Origin of the sequence: Rhodococcus sp. AH-ZY2 (assembly GCF_030916465.1) — a bacterium.
In the GTDB taxonomy this organism is placed as follows: domain Bacteria; phylum Actinomycetota; class Actinomycetes; order Mycobacteriales; family Mycobacteriaceae; genus Rhodococcus; species Rhodococcus ruber.
In genome coordinates this window covers 324866-345214 of sequence record NZ_CP126458.1, presented here as the reverse complement: position 1 = coordinate 345214, position 20349 = coordinate 324866, and the positions used below count along the sequence as shown (strand labels likewise).

Sequence of the window (20349 nt, the reverse complement as noted above, 5' to 3'; positions counted from 1 at the left end):
TCACCCGGTTGCACTATAGGACACTTTGTGTCCTATAGTGCTCTACGTGTCATCGACTTGTCCGTGGTGAAAGGAGCCCCGAGGATGGCGACAACGATGAATCTCGGCAAAGCCGAGTTGATGGAGACCGCCAAGAAGACCATGCTCACCGAGGTCGCGGCGGCCGAGTGGACGGACCGCCAGAAGATCGCCCTGACCTGCCGGGCCCTGTTCGATGCCGGACACGACTCCGGTCTGGCGGGCCAGATCTCCGCGCGCGGCACGGCACCGGGAACCTTCCTCACGCAGCGGCTCGGTCTCGGCTTCGACGAGATCACCGAAAGCAACCTGCTCCTCGTCGACGAGGACCTTCAGGTTCTCGAAGGCAGCGGCATGGCGAACCCGGCCAACAGGTTCCACAGCTGGATCTACCGGGCACGGCCGGATGTGAACTGCATCGTCCACACGCATCCGCTGCACGCGGCGGCATTGTCCATGCTCGAGATCCCCCTGCAGGTCTCGCAGATGGACGTCGCCCCGCTCTACGACGACTGTGCGTTCCTGCCGGACTGGCCGGGAGTTCCCGTCGGCAACGAGGAGGGCGAGATCATCTCTGCCGCGCTCGGTGACAAGCGCGCGATCCTGCTCGCCCACCACGGGCAACTCGTCGTCGGATCGACCATCGAAGAGGCGTGCTCGCTGGCGCACCTGATCGAACGGGCGGCCCGCCTGCAACTGCTCGCGATGGCGGCCGGCGAGATCAAGCCTCTTCCCCCACGGCTGGCGCGTGAGGCCCACGACTGGACCCTCACCCCACGCCGCAGCGAAGCCAACTTCGGCTACTACGCACGCAAGGCCCTGCGCTCCCACCCGGACGCGATCGACTGCCACTGACCCCGGCCACCCACCATCCGAATTCTCTTGGAGTGCACCTTGACCACAATCAGCGGAATCGTTGCATACCCCGTCACACCGTTCGACAGCCGAGACCCCGAGACGATCGACGTGGACATCCTGCACCTGCTGCTGGACCGCATGATCGATGCAGGCGTCGATGCGATCGCCCCCCTCGGCAGCACCGGGGAGAGCGCCTACCTCGACCACAACGAGTGGATCACCGTCGCAACCGAAACCATCGAGCACACCGACGGCCGGGTGCCGACGGTCGTCGGAGTCTCGGACCTGACCACTGCCGGCACGATCCGTCGCGCGCAGATCGCCGAGCGCCTCGGCGCCACGGCGGTGATGGCGCTGCCCACCTCGTACTGGCGCCTCACCGAGGAAGAGGTCCGGTTGCACTTCACCACCCTCGCCGAATCGATCGGAATCCCGGTGATGGTCTACAACAACCCAGCTACCACCGGCATCGACATGACGGCGGAGTTCCTGTTCGACCTCGTCGCCACGGTCGAGAACATCACGATGGTCAAGGAATCCACCGGTGACATTGCGCGCATGCACCGCCTGAACGAACTCAGCGGCAACACACTTGCGTTCTTCAACGGCAGCAACCCGCTGGCGCAGAGGGCCTTTCAGGCGGGTGCCGCAGGCTGGTGCACCGCGGCGCCGTGCCTGATCCCGCACCGGATCGTCGAGTTCCACCGCGCGATCACCACGGGCCGGGAGGACGAGGCGGCCGAACTCTTCGATCGGCTCCGTCCGCTCCTCGACATGATCGTCAGCCGCGGGCTTCCGGCCACGATCAAGGCGGGCCTGCGCAGCGTCGGCGTCGAGGCGGGAACCCCGCGCCGGCCCCTGCTTCCCCTCGATGAACCCGAAACCGCCCGACTCGAGGAGCTCATCGCCGCCTGCCGGTGACGGAACACCACCACCGCTCGTATTTCACACGCAGCACTGGCCGAACGCTGCCGCCTGCCGAGCGCAGCGCATCCCGCATCGAACTTCGCAGACGCAGAGCCCGCGGACACTACGCACTGGCACCGCTCCACCCGAGACCTTCGAAAACCCACAGGAGCAACCGAATTGACAACGACCACCACTCCGACGGTCCGACCGCTCGCCCCCACCGACGAGACCCGCTGGCGCGTCCTCTTCCGTGAGTACCGCACGTTCTACAAGCTGCCCGAGTCCGAGGACATCGTCTCCCGTGCATGGGGATGGTTCATGGATCCCCGACACGAATGCAAGGCGCTCGTCGCGGAGGCGCACGGCGAGATCCTCGGGTTCGCACACCACCGTCGTTTCTCCTCGCCCTACACCGGTACCACCGGTCTCTTCCTCGACGATCTGTTCACCGACCCCGCGGCCCGGGGCCGGGGGGTCGGACGTGCACTGATCGAGCGTCTCACCGAGATGGCCGCCGCCGAGGGCCGCGCCGTGGTGCAGTGGGTGACCGCCGAGGACAACCATCGAGCCCAGGCGCTCTACAACACCCTCGCCACACGAACGAACTGGGTCACCTACGAAGCCGAGCCCTCGGCGAGGTGATCACTGCACCATGAGCGTGTTCCTTCCAGGAGTCCTGCGGTAGGACTTCGTCCGGTCAGGATGCAGTGATGGCCGGCCGGGCAGGTACCGACCCGACGGTCGAGTGCGCGTCGCAGTTCGCGCACGACGGCGTAGGGGTCGGTCCTGCCCGGCTGTGTCGGGGTCGGTCGACCGCAGCATCGTGAGGAACAGGTGCGCAGGGCCGGCCAGGGGTGGCCTGCGGGCGCGCCTGCCGGCCCAGCGCACAGACACTCACCCGAACTCCAGGGCGAACTCGTCGATCTCGGACTGGTCCAGACCACTCAGCGTCAGATCGGAGGGCGTGAAGCCGCCCGCGTCGTCGCGCGCGGCGTGGTCGGCGAGCGCACGCAGCGCCGCGACCCAGCCGTGTGCCAGCTCGGCGACGACGGTCGCCGTGACGACGCCGGTGGCGTACCCCCACGTCGCGCGGAGCACCGGCCCGGCCGGCGTCTCCTCGGTGACGGCACCGACCTCGATCGCGTGGCTCACCGGCATCGCCTCGTCGGTGGCGCCACCGAGCACGCCGGCTTCCGGAGCCGCCGTCCACGGCGCGCCGGTCCCGTCGCCGAGGGTCAGCCGGCCGAGGTAGTTGAACCCGATCTCCGGTGCCGGTCCGGCCCCGAGCTCGGCCGCGGAGTCGGGGTCGAGGTGACGGAGCATGCCGAATCCGATTCCGCTGTCCGGGATCTCCCGCAGTTGCTCCTTGACGAGCTTGAGCGCCGCACCGGCGGCGGCCCCACCGGCGAAGGCCTCGGCGAGGTCCACCGCCGACACGTCGAGACGGACCGGATACAGGGTGGTGAACCAGCCGACGGTGCGGGACAGGTCGGCGCCGGGCACCACCTGCTCCTCACGTCCGTGCCCCTCCCGGTCCACCGGGACCGGCCCGCCGCCGCACGCCCGGCGCACGGTCAGCGCCAACGCGGTCAGCAGCACGTCGTCGACACCCGCGCGGAACCGCTCCGGCACGGTGGTCAGCAGCGCCTCGGTCACCGACGCCGGGACCTCCACCTGCACCCGCGCGACCGTGGCCAGCGTGTCACGCACCGGGTCCACGTCCCGCCCGGCAATTCGCACGCACCCGGCGGGTTCGAGGACGCGGCGCCACAACGCCAGTTCGCCGCGCCGCGCGGGGACCTGCTCCAGCAGTCCCCGCGCCCATGCCCGCAGCGGTGTTCCCCCGCCGTCCGGTTCGACGCCCTCGCACGCGGCGGCCAGGTCCGGGACCAGGATCCGCCACGAGACCCCGTCGACCACCAGGTGGTGTATCACCACCAGGACCCGGCCCGGGCGGTCCGGCCCGGTGTCGAAGAAGACCAGCCGCATCATCGCGCCGGCCTCGGGATCGAGGGCGGCGCACGCGACGTCGGTCTCCTCGGACAGCACCGACGAGCGCGCCCGCTCGTCGAGTCCCCGGACGTCCACCCGTCTGACAAGCGCGGCCGGATCTACGACGTCCGCGGCACGGACGTCGAAGGTCCGTGCGACCGGATCGAAGACGGCACGCAGCGCGTCGTGCCCCGCGAGCACCCGGCCCACCGCGCCGGCCAGGGTGGCGAGGTCGAGGCCGGGGGGTGCGATCAGCAGCCGGGACTGGGCGAATCTCCGGTAGGGGCCGCCACGGTCGAGGAGGTCGTGCACGATCGGGGTCGCGGGGACGAGACCCAGGGCCGCGGTCCGATCCGTCGCCTCCGATACCGGATCGACCTGCACGATCCGGGCCAGGCCCGCCGGGGTGCGGTGTTCGAAGACGTCGCGCGCGGCGAACCGCAGTCCCGCCGCGCGAGCACGCGACACGAGCTGGATCGAGACGATGGAATCGCCGCCGAGGGAAAAGAAGTCGTCGTCCGGCCCGACCACGTCCAGGTGCAGCACCTCCGCCACCACCACGCACAGGCGCCGCTCGAGGTCGTTCGCCGGGGCGCGCGGCGCACCGGCGGGCGCGAAGACCGGAGCGGGCAGCGCCCGCCGATCGACCTTGCCGTTCGGGGTGGTCGGGAACTCGTCGAGCACCACGACCGCGGCCGGCACCATGTGCTCGGGCAGGCGACGGGACATATGCTGCCGCAACACCTCCGGGTCGGTCGCATCGCCGACGACGTAGCCGACGAGCCGGCGCCGGCCCGGTTCGTCCTCGCGTGCCACGACCACACAGCCCGCGACCGACGGATGCGCCGACAGCACGGTCTCGATCTCGCCGAGCTCGATACGGAACCCGCGGATCTTGACCTGATCGTCGCTGCGGCCGAGATATTCGAGGACCGGACGGTCGCCGCCCGCGTCGAGCCACCGCACCCGATCGCCGGTGCGGTAGAGCCGGGTTCCGGAGGCACCGAACGGATCGGCCACGTACCGGGTGGAGCTGTGGCCGGGCCGGTTCAGGTAGCCGCGGGTCACGCCGGGCCCGCCGACGTACAGCTCCCCGGCCACGCCCGTCGGCACGAGGCACAGGCGGTCGTCGAGCACGTACACCCGGGCACCGTCGATCGGCGTCCCGATGTGCGGGCGCACTCCGCGGATCTCGGCAATGGTGGCGTCGACCGTGCATTCGGTGGGGCCGTACATGTTCAGCGCCCGCACCCCGTCGATCGACCCGAGCGTCGACCACAGGTCCGCGGACACGGCCTCGCCGCCGACCGCGAGCAGGCGCGGGCGGTGTGGCGCCGCAGGCTCGCACAGCCCGGCGGCGAGCAGTTCGGTCATGAGCAACGGTACGCAGTCGACGGCGTCGATGCGGTGGGTGCGCACGTAGTCCACGGTGGCGGCGGCGTCGGCGAGCAGATCGGCGTCCGGCAGGTACAGCGTGTGCCCGGCCAGCATGGACAGCAACGGATCGATCGAGGAATCGAAGGACAGCGCGTAGGTGAGCAGCACCCGCAGCGGCCGATCCTCCGCGCGGCCGACGGTCCGGCGGCGCTGCGTCGCGACCAGGTTCACCACACCCCGGTGCGGCACCACGACGCCCTTGGGGAGGTCGGTCGAACCGGAGGTGTAGACGATGTACGCGGCGCCGTCGCCGGAGACCGCGCCGAGACGCTCGCCCGGCTCGAGCGGGGTGTCCGGCAGCGCGGGGTCCACCGCGGCGAGCGCGGCCTCGTCGAAGACGAGCACGGGCCGGGAGTCGGCGAGCATGTGCTCGACGCGCTCGACCGGGTACCCGGGATCGACCGGCACGTAGGCGCCGCCGGCCTGCCACACCGCGAGGGCCGCGACGATCGCGTCCGTGCCGCGCGGCAGCATCAGCGCGACCACGGTCTCCGGTCCCACGCCGCGGCCGATCAGGTAGCGGGCCAGACGGCCGGCGCGGGCGTGCACTTGCCCGAAGGTCAGCGTCTCGGTGCCGGTGACGAGCGCGGTCGCCTCCGGGGTGCGCTGCGCCTGGCGGGTGAACAGGTCGCCGAGGGTGCCCGCCCCGACGTCCTCGACCTCGTCCATACATACGTACGGGCTGCCGGAGCGGAGGCGGTCGCGTTCGTCGTCGGAGAGCAGGTCGAGCGCGGACAGGCGGGTCTGCGGATCCGTCCCGAGGGCGTCGAAGGCGCGCACCACGCGCCCCGCCAGCGCGTCGGCCGTGGTCGGGTCGAACAGGTCCCGCGCGTACTCCACCCGCACCCGTAGGCCACCGTCCACGTCCTCGATCACGTCGAAGGTCAGGTCGAACAGGGCGGCGCCGGTGTCGACGGTGGACACGCGCGGTTCCAGACCGGCGAAGGCGTCGACGACGGGCGGGGTGCGATGCTGCACGAGCACCTGGAACAGCGGATGCCGGCCGGCGCTGCGAGCCGGCTCGAGGGCCTCGACGAGACGGTCGAACGGCAGGTCCTGATGCGCGTAGGCGTCGAGATCGGTGCTGCGGACCCGGGCGAGCAGGTCGGCGAGCGTGGGGTCACCCGACAGGTCCGTCCGCAGCACCACCATGTTGACGAAGAACCCGACGAGGCCGTCCAGCTCGGCCGCGGGCCGGCCCGCGGTGGGCGAGCCGATCGGGAGGTCCTCCCCCGCGCCGCTGCGTGCGAGTGCGACGGCGACGGCGGTGTGCACGAGCATGAACATCGTGACGTTCGCCGCGCGCGCGACGGCGCGCAGTGCGTCGGCGACGTGCGGGGACACCGGCTGCTCGACCGTGCCGCCCACGAACGAGGCGGTCACCCCACGCGGCCGGTCGGTGGGCAGGGCGAGCTCCTCGGGCATCCCGTCCAGCCGGGCGCGCCAGTAGTCCAGCTGCCGGTCCGCGAGTCCGTCTGCGCCGCCGAGGATCTCGCGGTGCCATACCGCGAAGTCGGCGTACTGCACCGGGAGCGGCGCCGGCGTCCAGGAGCGTCCGGCGGCCGCGGCGGCATACGCGGCGCCGAGCTCGCGCAGCAGGATGGGGGCGGACAGCTCGTCGGCGGCGATGTGGTGCACGAGCACCAGCAGCACGGTCTCCGCGCCTCCGTCGTCGAAGAGCGCCACCCGGATCGGGATCTCGCGTTCGAGGTCGAATGCGTGCCGCGCCTCGGCCGCCGCCGCCGCGTCCAGGCCGGACGCCGGGACGGTGCGGGCGGTGAACGGCACCTCGGGTGCGGCGAGCGCGCGCTGCATGCCGACGCCGTCGTGGTCCTCGAGCACGGTGCGCAGGACCTCGTGCCGGTCGAGGACCGCGCGCACCGCGTCGCGCAGCGCCGCCGGATCGGGGACACCGCGCAGGCGCAGCGTCAGCGGCACGTTGTAGGTCGGGCTCGGCCCCTCGAGGCGGAACTGGAACCACAGCCGCTGCTGCCCCGCCGACAGCGGTGCCCGGTCGCCGCGCTCGACCGGTCGCAGCGGGATCCGCAGCGCTGCAGCACCGTCCGGGCACTGCGCGGCGAGCGCCTCGACGGTCGGGTGGTCGAAGACGGTGCGGATCGGCAGTTCCACGCCGAGCGTGTCGCGGACCGTCGCGATCAGCTTGGCCGCCGCGAGGGAATGACCGCCGAGGAGGAAGAAGTCGTCGTCGACGCCGACGGTGTCGAGGCCGAGGACGTCCGCGAACGCGGCGCACAGCACGCGTTCGCGTTCGGTGGCGGCCGCGCGCCCGCCGACAAGAGTCCCGAAGTCCGGTTCCGGCAGCGACGTGCGGTCCACCTTGCCGTTCGAGGTGAGCGGCAGCGCGTCGAGGAACACGAACGCCGACGGCACCATGTGCGCCGGCAGCCGCCGCGCCACGTGCTCGCGGGCCGCCGCCGGGTCGCTTTCGCCGCCCACCAGGTAGGCGACGAGCCGCGCGGTGCCGGTCGCGTCGGGGCGCGCCACGGCGACGGCCCGCGTGACGCCGGGCAGCTCCTGCAACGCCGCCTCGACCTCGCCGAGTTCGACGCGGAAGCCGCGGATCTTGACCTGGTCGTCCCGGCGACCACGGTAGGCGAGGCGGCCGTCCGCGGTCCACCGCACCACGTCGCCGGTGCGGTACATGCGGGTTTCGCTGTCGCCGAACGGGTTCGCCACGAACCGCGCCGCCGTCGCGCCGGGCGCGCCGAGGTAGCCGCGCACCACGCCGGGACCGGCGACATACAGTTCGCCGTCCACCCCCTCGGGGACGGGCTCGAGCGCGGCGTCGAGCACGTAGGCACGCAGGTTCGCCACCGGCCGGCCGATCACGGGTTCCGCCGCGTCCCCCACCTCGGCGACGAGGACGTCGACGGTGCCCTCCGTGGGGCCGTAGAAGTTGAACGCGGCGCCGTCCCGGTCGCGCAGGCGTCGCCACAGGGTGTCGGTGACGGCGTCGCCGCCGAACCCGAGGGTCGGCACGTCGCGCAGCAGGTCGGCCTCGACGATCTGCTCGAGTTGCGCGGGCGACAGTTCGACGAAGTGCCACCCCTCGCTGCGGGCGAGTTCGGCGAGCCGGTGCGGGTCGCGCTGCGTGGTCTCGTCGACGATGCTCAGCTCGTGCCCGTCGAGCAGCCACAGGTGCGGGCCCCACGAGGCGTCGAACGCGAACGACCAGACGTGCCCGACCCGCAGGCGGTCGCGGCCGGCCTCGGCGCGGGCCCGGGAGAAGACGCGCGCGCGGTGGCTGTGGAACAGGTTGACGGCCCCGCGGTGCGGGACCTCCACGCCCTTGGGCCGGCCGGTCGACCCGGAGGTGTGGATGAGGTAGGCCACGTCGAGCTCGTGCAGCGGTCGGCCGCGTTCGGCGCGGGTCAGCGGCTCGTCGGCGTAACCGGGCAGGTCCAGCTCGTCGAGGTTCACCGGATCGGGCAGGCTCGCGGCGCAGGCGATCTCGGCGATACGTGCGGCGACGTTGCCGCCGGTGAGCACGACACCGGGCGCGGTCTCGGCGAGCACGTGCGCGAGTCGCTCGGCCGGATGGTCGGGGTCCAGCGGGACGCACGTCGCGCCGGCCTCGAGGACGGCGAACAGCGCGACGAGCGTGTCGGTGCGGCGCGGCAGCGCGACGGCGACGCGCCGCTGCGGGCCGAGCCCGGCGCTCAGGAGGTGCCGGGCGAGTCGGCGCGAACGCGCGGCCAGTTCGCCGAAGGTCAGTGCGGTGGCGGCATCGCGCACCGCGGGTGCGTCCGGGTCGCGGGCCACCTGGGCGGCCAGCAGGTCCGGCAGCGTGAGGCCCGTGGGCACCGGCAGGTCGTCGCCGCTGTGCTCGCCGAGGAGGCGGCGGCGCTCGTCGGCGTCGAGGATCTGCAGCCGGGCCAGCGGCCGGTGCGGGTCGGTGAGCGCGGCGACCCGGGTGAGAAGGAGTTCGAGCCGGCGGGCGTGCCGCTCGAGGTCGTCGGCGGTGTAGGCGTCGGCGTCGGCGTCCACCCAGATCTCGAGGCCGCCGGTGTGGTCGAGCGGCCGCGCGGTGACCATGAAGTCCTGCAGCGGGCCCCGGGCCACGGAATGCACCGCGGCGTGCAGGTCCGCGAAACGCAGCCGGTCGCCGAACGGTTTGACGTTGACGGACGGCCCCACGACACCGCGCGAGCCGGCGGGCAGGCGCAGGTCGTTCTGGATGTCCTCCCCGCGGTAGCGGTGGTGCGGACGGCAGTTCGCCACCGCGGCGCGCACGTCGCCGACGAGGTCGGCGAGGGTGCGGGCGGGTTCGGGGCGCAGGCGCAGCGGTACGACGTTGACCGCGGACATCGGCACGGTCGTCGCGGCGCTGCCCAGCCGGTTCATCACCGGGAATCCCACGATCACGTCGCCGCGTCCGGTCGCGGCCCGCAGGTACGCGGCGACGGCGGCGGTGACGACGTCGCCCCAGCTCGCCCCGGTGGTCTTGCCGAGCTGCGAGAGTCCCTGCTGCTGTTCGGCGGTCAGGGTCAGGCGCACGCCGCGGCAGCGGACGGCGATGCCGCCGGGACCGTCGGCGAGGGCCACGGCGTCCTCGGCGCCGTCGAGGTAGCCGGCCCAGAAGTCCCGGTCGGCGGCGAAGTCCGCGGACGCGCGATAGGCGGCCTCCTCGGCGACGACGGGGGCGAGCGGGGCGAACCTCGCCGGCGGCACCGGGCGCCCGAGCACGTCGGCGGTGTAGCGCTCGGCGATGCGCCGGGTGAGCAGGCCAAAGCCGTAGGCGTCGATCACCAGGTGATGGATGCACAGGTAGAGAACCGTGTGCCGGTCGTCGAGCCGGAGCACGGCGGCGCGCAGGCAGAGTTCCCGTGCGGGGTCGAGCACGCGCGTATGGTCCTCGCGCATCCAGTGCTGCGCGGCCGCTTCCGGGTCGGGCTCGCGGCGCAGATCGACGACGGCAGGCTCCGGCGCCGCGTGTGCACCGGGACGGATGACGACCGATCCGTCGGCCTGCACGGCGAAGGCCGCGGTCGGCACCTCGGCTTCGGCGACGGTCTCCCGGACCGCGCGCAGCAGGGCGGCGACGTCGACCTCGCCGCGGAGTTCGACGCATTCCGCGGTGTTGAAGACGGGGTTCGCGGGGTCGAGCTGCTGGGCGAACCACACGCCGGACTGGGCTCGCGTCAGCGGAAACTCCGAGGTCGACAGGCCGGACGTGGGCACGATCGATCCCCTTTCTACGGTCGAATTCGACTGTGCCGTATCGCATCACGAGCGGTGAAGCCGGTCCGGCGCGAAACGTGACGATACCAAAGGTTAGGCTAACCGTATATGTTCTGCTGGGTCGGGTGCACGGCACCACGACCGCCCCTGTCACCGCTACGAGAGGTCTGTGCACATGCAAGCACCGGTCGCCGCCCGCGGCACCGCCGCCTCGCGGCAAGTCGATACCGCCGCCTCGCGGCAAGTCGATACCGCCGCCCCGCGGCAGGCCGATACCGCCGCCCCGTTCGTGCTGTCGCGTCCGCACGGCACCGTCGTGGCGGAGGGCGTCGATGTCCGGTTCGACTCGGCCGGCGAGGCCGCGGCCGCGCTGCGCGCCGGCTCGGTGGCGGCCGTCGTCGGCGCGCTACCGTTCGCTCCCGATCACCGCGCCGCGCTCACGGCGCCCGTCGCGCTGCGGCACCAGCCGGACCCCGTCGGGGACGCCGCCGTCCCGCTCGCGCCGGTGCGGATCGCCGCGACACTGCCCGCCGAGGACGAACACCTCGACCGGGTGGCCACGGCGCTGCGGCAGCTCCGCGATCCGGCCGACGACCTGGCGAAGGTGGTGCTGGCCCGGGCGCTGCTCCTGCGGGCGGACGCACCCGTCGACCCGATGTCGCTGCTCGCCCGGCTGGCCGGAAACGATCCCACCGGAAACGGTTTCGCCGTCGATCTCACCGCCGCCGGCGGAGCGTGGACCGGCCGGCACCTCGTCGGCGCCAGCCCCGAGGTGCTCGTCCGGCGCCGCGGCGACCTCGTCACATGCCATCCGCTGGCCGGGTCCGCGCCCCGGCATCCGGATCCCGAGGTGGACGGGCGCACCGCACAACGCCTCGCCGCATCGGAGAAGAACCGCGCGGAGCACGCCCACGTCGTCGAGGCCCTGCGGACGAGCCTCGACCCGCTGTGCACCGACCTCGACATCCCCCGTACGCCGACGCTGGCGAGCACCCGGCAGCTCTGGCACCTGGGCACCCCGATCGCCGGCCGGTTGCGGGACCGGTCGGTCACCGCGCTCGACCTGGCTCTGGCCGTGCATCCGACCCCCGCGATCTGCGGCACGCCGACCGCCGCGGCCCGGGCACTGATCCGCGAACTGGAGGGCGACCGCGGCTTCTACGCCGGTGCCGTGGGCTGGGCCGACCGGGACGGTGACGGCGAATGGATGGTGACGATCCGCTGCGCCGTCCTCGACGCCGACGGCACCACGCTCACCACCCACGCCGGCGGCGGCATCGTCGCCGGTTCGGATCCACTCGACGAACTCGCCGAGACCACAACGAAGTTCGGCACGGTGCTCGACGCGCTCGAGGTGCGACGATGAGCCGGTCCGTCACCCTCGTCGTCGGCGCGGCCCACGGCATCGGCCGCGCCACCGCCCGCACCCTCGCGGGGGCCGGGCACCGCGTCGTCCTCGCCGATCGGGATCTCGACGGCCTGGCCGAGACCGCCGCGCTGCTCGACGTGCCCGCTCCCGTGCACGGTCTCGACGTGTGCGATGCGGCCGCCGTCGCCGAGGCGGTCGCCCGGGTGGAAGCCGAGCACGGGCCGGTCGACGCGCTGGCCCACGTCGCGGGTGTGTTCACCACCGGATCGGTGCTCGACTGCGATCCCGCCGAGTGGCGGAAGATGTTCGACGTCAACGTCACCGGCCTGGTCAACGTGCTGCGCGTCGTCGGCCGCGGAATGCGCGAACGTCGCCGCGGCGCGATCGTCACGGTCGGCTCCAACTCGGCGGGGGTGCCCCGCGTCGGGATGGGCGCCTACGGGGCGTCGAAGTCCGCCGCCCACATGATCGTCCGGGTGCTCGGTCTCGAGCTGGCCCGATTCGGGGTGCGCGCCAACGTCGTCGCGCCCGGTTCCACGGACACCGCGATGCAACGGTCCCTGTGGCCGGATCCGGGCGACGACGCGGGCGCCCGCACCGCGATCGACGGCGACGCGGCCTCGTTCAAGGTGGGTATTCCGCTGGGCCGCATCGCCGAGCCCGCCGACATCGCGGACGCCGTCGCGTTCCTGCTCTCGGACAGCGCCCGCCACATCACCATGCAGACCCTGTACGTCGACGGCGGCGCCACGCTGCGCGCCTGACCCGAAAGGACCCCCGTGACGATCGCCGCCACCCGGACTCCCCTGGCCGCCACCGCCGGCTACCCGCGGGAGTTCGCGGAACTCTACCGCGCCGCGGGTTACTGGACGGACGAGACGTTCGTCCGGTTCCTGTCCGGCCGGGCCGACCGTCACGGCGAGCGCGTCGCGCTCGTCGGCCGCGACGCCCACGGCACCGAGCGACGGATCACCTACCGCGAGCTGTCCGACACGGCGGACCGGATCGCCGCGGGCCTCGCGGCGGCCGGGGTGCAGCGCGGCGACCGGGTCCTGGTGCAGCTACCCAACATCGTCGAGTACACCGAGGTGGTCTTCGCGGTGTTCCGTCTCGGTGCGCTGCCGGTGTTCGCGCTGCCCGCGCACCGCAGCGCCGAGATCGGGTACTTCTGCCGGTTCACCGACGCCGCCGCGTACGTGATCGCCGGCGAGCACGGCGGATTCGACTACCGGGCGCTGGCCCGGCAGGTGTGCGCGGCTCTCGACCGGCCCCCGGTCGTGATCGTCGCCGGCGACGCGCAGGAGTTCACCGCGCTCGACGCGCTGCGCGCACACGAGCCGGACGCGTGCGCCGACGTCGACCCGGAATCCGTGGCGTTCCTGCAGCTCTCGGGTGGGACGACCGGCACACCGAAGCTGATCCCGCGCACCCACACCGACTACCTGTACTCCGTGCGCGAGTCGGCCCGCATCTGCGGCGTCGACGCCGGCACCCGGATGCTCGTGGTTCTGCCGGCGGCACACAACTTCCCGATGAGCTCACCCGGGATCCTCGGCGTCCTGCACGCCGGAGGCACGGTCGTGCTGGCCCCGGACCCGAGCCCCGACACCGCCTTCGAGCTGATCGAGCGGGAGGGGATCACCATGGCCTCGCTCGTGCCCCCGCTCGCCCTGGCGTGGCTCGCGGCGCGGGCCCGCACCGAGCGGGACCTGTCGTCGCTGCGGGTCCTGCAGGTCGGCGGGGCGAAGTTCGGTGCCGAAGCGGCCGCGCGGGTGACGCCTGAACTCGGCTGCACCCTGCAGCAGGTGTTCGGGATGGCGGAGGGCCTGGTCAACTACACCCGGCTCGACGACCCCGACACCACCGTCGTCGGCACGCAGGGCCGTCCCATCAGCCCGCACGACGAGATCCGGATCGTCGACGACGAGGATCGGCCCGTCGCCCCCGGCGCGACGGGCCACCTGCTCACCCGCGGCCCGTACACGATCCGCGGCTACTACGCCGCGCCCGAGCACAACGCGACGGCGTTCACCCCCGACGGGTTCTACCGCACCGGCGATCTCGTGCGCCTGACCGAGGACGGCTACGTCGTCGTCGAGGGCCGCGCGAAGGATCAGATCAACCGGGGCGGCGAGAAGATCGCCGCCGAAGAGGTGGAGAACCACCTGCTCGCCCACCCCCACGTCCTGGACGCCGCGGTGGTCGCCGTGCCCGACGCCTACCTCGGGGAGCGCACGTGCGTGTTCGTCGTGGCCGACGGGACCACGCCGAAAGCCCCGGCGCTGAAGGCGTTCCTGCGGGAACGGGGCCTGGCCGCGTACAAGATCCCCGACAAGGTGGTCCTCGTCGACGCCTTCCCCGTCACCGGAGTGGGCAAGACCAGCCGCGCCGAGCTGCGCCGCGCGCTCGCCGCCACCCTGCAGCACTGATCCCCGACGACAGAAAGCGAATCCCGCCATGGCCCTGCCGAAGTCCGTCTCCTATCCGATGCCCACGGACCTGCCGGAGAGCACCGTCGACTGGACGATCGATCCGCGGCGGGCGGTGCTGCTCGTGCACGACATGCAGGAGTACTTCGTCCGCGCGTTCGACCGCACGGCGGATCCGCTGGCCACGGTGGTGCCGAACATCGATACGATCCGGCAGTCGGCGTACGAGGCGGGCATTCCCGTCGTCTACACCGCCCAGCCGGGCGATCAGGATCCCGCCGAGCGCGCCCTGCTCACCGACTTCTGGGGTCCCGGCCTGGCCGACGACCCGGCTCTGACGTCCGTCGTCGCCGAACTCGCGCCGCGCGAGGACGACGTGCAGCTCACCAAGTGGCGCTACAGCGCATTCATCCGCACCGACCTGCGGGAGCGGATGCACGCGTGGGGCCGGGACCAGCTCGTCGTGACCGGCGTCTACGCCCACATCGGGTGCCTGAGCACCGCGCTGGACGGGTTCATGCGGGATGTGCAGGTCTTCGTCGTCGCGGACGGGGTCGCGGACTTCTCCCGGCGGGAGCACACCGAGGCGCTGCAGTACCTCGCGGCGCGATGCGCTGCGGTGGTGCCGGCGGCGGACGCGGTGCGGCGCCTGCGGACCGGCGCCCTTTCGGTGTCCGGCTGAGCGGCGGTCACACGCCGACTTCCTGTGGTTGTGTGCGGGCCGCGAGCGCGGCGTATCGGCCGTCGCGGGCGAGCAGTTCGTCGTGGCTGCCCTGCTCCACGATGCGGCCGCGGTCGAGGACGACGATGGTGTCGGCGTCGCGGACGGTCGAGAGGCGGTGCGCGACGGTGAGGGTCGTGCGATCGCGGCGGGCCGCGTCCAGCGCGGCCTGCACCGCGCGTTCGGTCTCGTTGTCGAGGGCGCTGGTCGCCTCGTCCAGCACCAGGATGCGCGGGTCGCGCAGCAGGGTGCGGGCGATGGCGAGGCGCTGCTTCTCGCCGCCGGAGAAGCGGTGCCCGCGCGCCCCGACGACGGTGTCGTAGCCGTCCGGCAGCGAGCACAGCAGGTCGTGGATGTGCGCGGCGCGCGCGGCCTGCTCGATCTCGGCGTCGGTCGCGTCGGGCTTGGCATGACGCAGGTTCTCCCGGACCGTGGCGTGCAGCAGGTACGTCTCCTGGGAGACCACACCGACCAGGCTCGCGACGTCGGCGAGCGGCAGGTCGCGCACGTCGACGCCGTCGATCGTCACCCGCCCCGACGTGGGGTCGTACAGTCGCGCGACGAGCGACCCGAGAGTTGTTTTTCCTGAACCGGTTTCGCCGACGAGCGCGACGTGCGAGCCCGCCGGCACGTCGAGGGTGATGCCGGCGAGCGCGTCCCGGTCGGCACCGTCGTAGCGGAAGCGGACGTCGTCGAACCGCACGGCGCCGGCGACGCGCCCGAGGTCCAGGTGCACCGGCTCGGTGGGTTCGCCGATCTCGACGGTCAGGTCGAGGTACTCGAAGATGCGGCTGAACAGCGCCAGCGACCCGGTGACCGACACGCCCACGTCGAGCAGGCTCATCAGCGGCCGGAACAGGGTGGCCTGCAGGCCGGTGAACGCGACGAGGGTGCCGATCGTCATCCCGCCCGACGTCGCGGGCAGGCCGGCGACGAGGTAGAGCAGGGCCGGGATGGCGGCGAAGACGATGTTCATCGTGGCCATGCGCCAGCGCCCGGACAACTGGGAGCGGACCTCGAGGTCGGCGAGTTCGGTGGAGGTGCGGGCGAAGCGCTCCGACATGGCGGGACCGGTGCCGAGGGTCTTGCCGAGCAGGACGCCGCTGAGCGAGAGGCTCTCCTCGATCTGGGTCTGCATGTCGGCGAGCCGACGCTGGCGCACGGTGGTGATCTCGCGGCGCATCAAGGCGACCTTGCGGGTGAGCCAGATCGCCGGCGGCAGCACCAGCAGGGACAGCAGCGACAGCCGCCAGCTGAGCACCGCCATCGCGACGGCCGTGCCGACGACGGTGGTGACGTTGGAGGCGATCGAGGTCGCCGTGGAGGTGACGACGTTCTGCATGCCGCCGATGTCGTTGGTCAGCCGGGACTGGATCTCCCCGCCGCGGGTGCGGGTGAAGAAGCCGAGGGACTGCCGCTGCAGATGGTCGAACACGCGGGTGCGCAGGTCGTGCATGACGTGCTGGCCCACCGTGGTGGAGATCCACGTCTGCACCACGCCGAGGATCGAGGCGACGACGGTGACGGCGAGCATCACCCCGACGGCGCCGAGCAGCAGCGGCACGTCCTGGTCGGGAATCGCGTGGTCGATGAGGGTGCGGACGAGGAACGGGTTGACGAGCGTGATCACCGACGAGACCACGATGAGCCCGACGACGAGCGCAACCTGCCAGCGGTAGGGCGCGAAGAGCGCGCCGATGCGGCGCACGCTCACGGGGGATTCCTCGAGCTGGGCGCGGTCGCGCGGGTCGGGCTTGGCGTGCCGCATCGGTCCCGGCCCGCCGCCGGGCGGAGGCTGCATCATGCCCGTCACCTCCTTCGTGAGGCACGAAACGTACTTGTTGAGGTTGCCTCACTAAGAGGCAACCGTCAAGTGAGGTATGATCCGCATCATGTCCGACGTCCCCACCGACCCGGCGCTGCGCGACCTGCTGATGACCGCCACCCGCACGCTGCGCCGCCGCTGGCACGCCACCCTCGGTCCGTGGGAGCTGTCCCCGCACGAGCACCGCGCGCTGCACGTCGTCGGGCACTCCCCCGAGCCGCTGCGCCTCGGTGACGTCGCCAAGGCGCTGCGCATCGCGCCGCGCTCGGCCACCGAGGTGATCGACCGGCTCGAGACCCGCGGCCTGACCCGCCGCGTCGCCGACCCCGCCGACCGTCGCGCCGTGTGCGTCCACCTCACCGACGAGGGCCGCCGCATCGCCGCCGAACTCGATGCCGCGCGCGACGCCGAGGCCACCGAGTTCTTCGCCCGTCTCGACGGCCCCGAACGCACCGAACTCGCCCGCCTGCTCACCAAGCTCGCCGACGGGTGACTGCCGCGACGAGCGGGAGGTTGTCGCGGCAACGCGCAAGTGGCGTCGCCGGTTTCCTCCCGTTCGCCGCGAGAACCTCCCGGCCGGATCTCACGTTTCCCGCCCGACGAGCGTCTACGGGGTGGACTGCCCGGCCGGAGGAGGAACGATGACCAACCGGACCGACTCGCTCACCGCGCGGGTCGAGGCTCAGGACTGGCCGGCGCTCGTCGCCGAGCTCGACGCGACGGGGTGCGCGCAGACCGGGCCGCTGCTCACCGCGGACGAGTGCGCACGCGTCACCGCGATGTGGGACGACGAACGCCGCTTCCGCAGCACGATCGACATGGCGCGGTATCGCTTCGGCAAAGGCACCTACCGCTATTTCGGCAGTCCCGTACCCGAGGGCATCACCCGGTTGCGCGCGGCGTTCTACCACCGGCTGCTGCCCGTCGCACGGGACTGGGCACAGCGCCTCGGCGACCCCGCGCCGTGGCCCGACGAGTTCGGCGACTGGCTCGACGCCTGCCGCGCCGCGGGACAGACCGAGCCGACGCCCCTGCTGCTGCGCTACACCGCCGGCGACTGGAACGCCCTGCACCGCGACCTCTACGGCGACCTGGTGTTCCCGCTGCAGGTGGTGATCGGCCTCGACCGGCCCGGCCACGACCACCTCGGCGGCGAGTTCCTCCTCGTCGAGCAACGCGCCCGCGCGCAGTCCCGGGGCACCGCCACGGTGCTGCAGCAAGGTCACGCCCTGATCTTCACGACCCGCGACCGGCCCACCCGATCCACGCGCGGCTGGACCCGCTCCCCCGTCCGGCACGGGGTCAGCACCGTCCGCGCCGGCGTCCGCCACACCCTCGGCCTCGTCCTGCACGACGCACGGTGACCCACTACACGCTCGTCGGGAGCGACGGACGTCCCTACCTCAGCGCAGCCCCCGGCACACTGGGCGGCCACCGTCGCGGCCGGATCTACGGACGACTCGACTGCCGCGCGGCGCGGCGGGCGATCGCGCGCGGCGGCTACGTCCGGGACCGGGTCTTCTTCGCCGGCGAATCCGACGCCGTCGCAGCCGGCTACCGCCCGTGCGCGGTGTGCCTGCCGGATCGCCACCGGACATGGAAGGCGGACCGAGCCGGATGAGCGGCAGTTCGCGTTCTGCGCCGCGTACCCGCCGAAGCGGTGCCCGTCGGCCCGGTCGCTACCCGACCGGTTCGATGTCCGGGAGCCTCCAGGTCTTGTCGAACCACGGCTCCAGAGGCCCGTAGAGCCGGAACATGGCGAACCAGCCCTTGCCGGGCAGGGTCTGTATCCAGTTGCAGTCCTCGGTGGGTCGTTCGGGCCCGAAGTGGACGTCGACCGAGCCGTCCTCGTTTACGGCCAGGTCCGCATCCTGGCTGGTCACCGACGGCCACTGCTGATCGGTCTGCAGCATCGACCGGGCCTGGGTGTCGTAGACCAGCACCGACCAGAAGTTGTTCACCGGCACGTGCGGGGGCACGTGCAACCGGTAGCTCCGGTCACCGTCGAACGGTGCGCCGGTGGCGTCGACGAATGCGAGGGCGTACTGCGACCCGGTCCCGACCGCCTTCTGATCGAAGGCCGGGCTGGTACTGCCGTACAAGAAGTCGAGTTGAGCGGCGGCGTCGAGCAGCAACGCCCCGTCCTCCGTGCACGAGTAGCCGCCGAGGAAGCCCGAGCGCCAGGCGCGGCCGGGGTAGTAGTACGCCTCCTGGTGGCGGAACCGGTAGGTCAGCGCGCGGGCGGTCGCGTCCCCGACCGTCGCCGCCTCGGTCAGGATCGCGCGCATCCGCTCGTCCGGGGCGAACGGCCTGCCCCGACGGATCCCGACCGAGGCGAACATGCCCAGGGTGAGCGGGTCGGCCGACTCCGGCGGTTCGGACTGCACCACCTCGTCGAGCATCTCCCAGAACCGGAAGTCGGCCGGGGCGACGGCGCACATCGGCTCGGCGGAGACGTTCACGAACCGCGTCGACGGGGGATCGTCCGCTTGGGAGAGCGGATGAATCCGGGTGTGCGCCTCGACCATCTCCACCGCCGGGCGCGGATCACCGTGTTCGTCCCGGAAACCCCGCCAGCCCACCCACAACCCGACGGTGCGTGACCGCACCACCCGGTCACCGTCCGGCACCTGCCCGGCGTAGCCCGGCGGCACGAACAGGTAGCGGCCGCCGCGGCCCTGGTCCGGTCCGGTGAGGCCCACGTCGACCACCCACCGGCACCAGGGATCGATTGCGGCGCCGTATACCTTCGGGGGGACCTCGACGACGACTGGCCCGTCGCGCAGGTCGAGCCAGGCGTAGTGGTACGAGGTGCTCGTGTTGTAGACAAGGCCGAGGAATCGCGGATGGACCAGGTCCGCCCACATCACCAGGGTGGCGTTCACCGGCCCCCACTGCACCAGCGCCTTACGCATCGCCGCCACGGCGACCGGGGCCAGCCCCAGCAGGTACGCCTGGACCGCCCGCTGGAAGTCCAGGTTGTCGAACAGCGTCCGGGTCGCCGCGTCGTCGGGGACCCCGTCGAAGAATCGCAACGTGCCCAACCGGGTCCGGACCTCGTCCGGCATCGCGATCCCGGGTGGAATCGGTGTGGTGTTCGCATGCGAGGTCATCGATTTCCTCCTGCCTTCACGGCCGAGACCGCAACTCGTCGCCGTCGGCGCTCTTCGATTCCTCCGGCCGGTAGCACTTCTCGAACTCGGGTGGTATCCAGTCTGGCGTGTCGTCTGCCCGGATGGAGGGGAGTTCCTCGAATCCCGGGTGCGCGGCACGGCGCTCCCGGGTTCCGGCGCCCGCCGTGCTGCGCCACTCCGCCTGTCCGAGTGGTCCGCGAACCAGTCGTTCTTCGCGAACCGGGCGTCGAGGATCACAACCAGACCGTCTCACGCGTCTCTCCGCGGAGGTCGAATTGCTCTGTGATGCAGTGCGATTCACGCATCGAGGCGACCGGAGCCCCGTTCGTTCGGTAATCGACGGTCCGACAGTCCTTTTCGGAGGCATTACCCATGGGGCGATGCCACCTCGCGGGGACTCCACACCGGCCGGAATCTCTCGTCGGCCTGCGATACCGGCGCCGGAGTCGCTGCGC

The 20349-nt window shown here is 72.2% G+C and carries 13 protein-coding genes; 10 read left to right on the top strand and 3 right to left on the bottom strand.

Annotation, left to right across the window (positions count from 1 at the left end):
- The first annotated feature begins 84 nt into the window (after positions 1 to 84).
- The 3 genes from QNA09_RS02535 to QNA09_RS02525 all read left to right on the top strand — a co-directional run bounded on the left by QNA09_RS02535 (position 85) and on the right by QNA09_RS02525 (position 2427).
- Positions 85 to 873, top strand: a complete 789-nt coding sequence (locus tag QNA09_RS02535; protein ID WP_010593773.1) for an aldolase — start codon at positions 85 to 87, stop codon at positions 871 to 873.
- Positions 874 to 912: 39 nt separating this feature from the next.
- A complete protein-coding gene (locus QNA09_RS02530) occupies positions 913 to 1797 on the top strand; it encodes a dihydrodipicolinate synthase family protein (RefSeq protein WP_010593772.1) in 885 nt (294 codons plus the stop codon).
- 165 nt (positions 1798 to 1962) lie between these two features.
- On the top strand, positions 1963 to 2427 hold the full coding sequence (locus tag QNA09_RS02525) for a GNAT family N-acetyltransferase (RefSeq protein ID WP_010593771.1): 465 nt from the start codon (positions 1963 to 1965) through the stop codon (positions 2425 to 2427).
- A gap of 252 nt (positions 2428 to 2679) precedes the next feature.
- On the opposite strand, the gene QNA09_RS02520 is transcribed toward QNA09_RS02525, so the two are convergent.
- A complete protein-coding gene (locus QNA09_RS02520; RefSeq protein WP_119699400.1) occupies positions 2680 to 10416 on the bottom strand; it encodes a non-ribosomal peptide synthetase in 7737 nt (2578 codons plus the stop codon).
- 175 nt (positions 10417 to 10591) lie between these two features.
- Between QNA09_RS02520 and QNA09_RS02515 the strand changes: the two genes are divergently transcribed.
- From QNA09_RS02515 to QNA09_RS02500, 4 genes are read left to right on the top strand one after another with little or no spacing between them, the layout of a single operon-like run.
- Positions 10592 to 11782 (top strand): isochorismate synthase MenF, encoded by a 1191-nt coding sequence (locus QNA09_RS02515; RefSeq protein WP_026137721.1) that lies wholly within the window; start codon positions 10592 to 10594, stop codon positions 11780 to 11782.
- Positions 11779 to 12549 carry a 2,3-dihydro-2,3-dihydroxybenzoate dehydrogenase gene (locus QNA09_RS02510; protein ID WP_017680593.1) on the top strand — a complete coding sequence of 257 codons (771 nt, stop codon included), beginning with the start codon at positions 11779 to 11781 and terminating at the stop codon, positions 12547 to 12549. Before QNA09_RS02515 ends, QNA09_RS02510 begins: the two co-directional genes overlap by 4 nt.
- A gap of 15 nt (positions 12550 to 12564) precedes the next feature.
- Positions 12565 to 14214: a (2,3-dihydroxybenzoyl)adenylate synthase gene (locus QNA09_RS02505; protein WP_102031085.1), complete on the top strand. Its 1650-nt coding sequence runs from the start codon at positions 12565 to 12567 to the stop codon at positions 14212 to 14214.
- A gap of 28 nt (positions 14215 to 14242) precedes the next feature.
- Entirely contained in the window at positions 14243 to 14896 is a 654-nt protein-coding gene (locus QNA09_RS02500) for an isochorismatase family protein (RefSeq protein ID WP_119699399.1), read from the top strand.
- A 7-nt stretch (positions 14897 to 14903) separates the two neighbouring features.
- Here QNA09_RS02500 and QNA09_RS02495 read toward each other — a convergent pair whose 3' ends face one another.
- Positions 14904 to 16739 carry an ABC transporter ATP-binding protein gene (locus tag QNA09_RS02495; protein WP_119699398.1) on the bottom strand — a complete coding sequence of 612 codons (1836 nt, stop codon included), beginning with the start codon at positions 16737 to 16739 and terminating at the stop codon, positions 14904 to 14906.
- A gap of 76 nt (positions 16740 to 16815) precedes the next feature.
- On the opposite strand from QNA09_RS02495, the gene QNA09_RS02490 reads away from it, so the two are divergent.
- The 3 genes from QNA09_RS02490 (at position 16816) to QNA09_RS02480 (ending at position 18381) form a co-directional block, all read left to right on the top strand.
- Positions 16816 to 17253 carry a MarR family winged helix-turn-helix transcriptional regulator gene (locus QNA09_RS02490; protein WP_010593764.1) on the top strand — a complete coding sequence of 146 codons (438 nt, stop codon included), beginning with the start codon at positions 16816 to 16818 and terminating at the stop codon, positions 17251 to 17253.
- 148 nt (positions 17254 to 17401) lie between these two features.
- The gene (locus tag QNA09_RS02485; protein ID WP_017680589.1) at positions 17402 to 18124 is read left to right on the top strand and encodes a 2OG-Fe(II) oxygenase; all 723 of its coding nucleotides are present in this window, start codon (positions 17402 to 17404) and stop codon (positions 18122 to 18124) included.
- Positions 18121 to 18381, top strand: a complete 261-nt coding sequence (locus QNA09_RS02480) for an Ada metal-binding domain-containing protein (RefSeq protein WP_010593761.1) — start codon at positions 18121 to 18123, stop codon at positions 18379 to 18381. Before QNA09_RS02485 ends, QNA09_RS02480 begins: the two co-directional genes overlap by 4 nt.
- Before the next feature lie 58 nt (positions 18382 to 18439).
- Here QNA09_RS02480 and QNA09_RS02475 read toward each other — a convergent pair whose 3' ends face one another.
- On the bottom strand, positions 18440 to 19873 hold the full coding sequence (locus QNA09_RS02475; RefSeq protein WP_119699397.1) for a DUF1254 domain-containing protein: 1434 nt from the start codon (positions 19871 to 19873) through the stop codon (positions 18440 to 18442).
- Positions 19874 to 20349: the final 476 nt, after the last annotated feature.

Bases quoted from the DNA above. Each gene is read 5' to 3' on its own strand.
- QNA09_RS02515 (WP_026137721.1), top strand. From the start codon at position 10,592: ATGCAAGCACCGGTCGCCGCCCGCGGCACCGCCGCCTCGCGGCAAGTC.
- QNA09_RS02535 (WP_010593773.1), top strand. From the start codon at position 85: ATGGCGACAACGATGAATCTCGGCAAAGCCGAGTTGATGGAGACCGCC.
- QNA09_RS02475 (WP_119699397.1), bottom strand. From the start codon at position 19,873: ATGACCTCGCATGCGAACACCACACCGATTCCACCCGGGATCGCGATG.
- QNA09_RS02500 (WP_119699399.1), top strand. From the start codon at position 14,243: ATGGCCCTGCCGAAGTCCGTCTCCTATCCGATGCCCACGGACCTGCCG.
- QNA09_RS02490 (WP_010593764.1), top strand. From the start codon at position 16,816: ATGATCCGCATCATGTCCGACGTCCCCACCGACCCGGCGCTGCGCGAC.
- QNA09_RS02510 (WP_017680593.1), top strand. From the start codon at position 11,779: ATGAGCCGGTCCGTCACCCTCGTCGTCGGCGCGGCCCACGGCATCGGC.
- QNA09_RS02485 (WP_017680589.1), top strand. From the start codon at position 17,402: ATGACCAACCGGACCGACTCGCTCACCGCGCGGGTCGAGGCTCAGGAC.
- QNA09_RS02495 (WP_119699398.1), bottom strand. From the start codon at position 16,739: ATGATGCAGCCTCCGCCCGGCGGCGGGCCGGGACCGATGCGGCACGCC.